Genomic DNA, 274 nt, shown 5'->3' with positions numbered 1-274 from the left:
GTTATTGAGCACAGACCTATTCATCTTATATTGCTGACTTAGTAGAGGCAAGCTACAGTTGTACCAGTCTGTGAAGCATTAAACTTTATACTGACCATTATAGTCGTTTCTGCCATGATGACAATGTGCTATATTTGCAAATATCTTTTACACGGTGGTAATAATCATGCGCTGGGACGGTATTAGCGAGTTCGTTTATGTGACGGAGTACGAGAGCTTCACACGTGCTGCAAAAGAATTGGGCATCTCAACCGCGCAAGTCAGTCGGCAGATA

The 274-nt window shown here is 42.3% G+C and carries 1 protein-coding gene; it reads left to right on the top strand.

Annotation, left to right across the window (positions count from 1 at the left end):
• Positions 1–166: 166 nt before the first annotated feature.
• Positions 167–274 (top strand): LysR family transcriptional regulator (locus AAEZ08_RS22925; protein ID WP_500125177.1); only part of this gene is annotated, 108 nt, incomplete at its 3' end.

Source organism: Pseudomonas sp. E45-MNA-CIBAN-0222 (genome assembly GCF_040310405.1).
GTDB classification, from domain to species: domain Bacteria; phylum Pseudomonadota; class Gammaproteobacteria; order Pseudomonadales; family Pseudomonadaceae; genus Stutzerimonas; species Stutzerimonas stutzeri_AC.
Note: the sequence above shows the minus strand (reverse complement) of the source record. Positions and strands in the feature narration are given on the sequence as shown.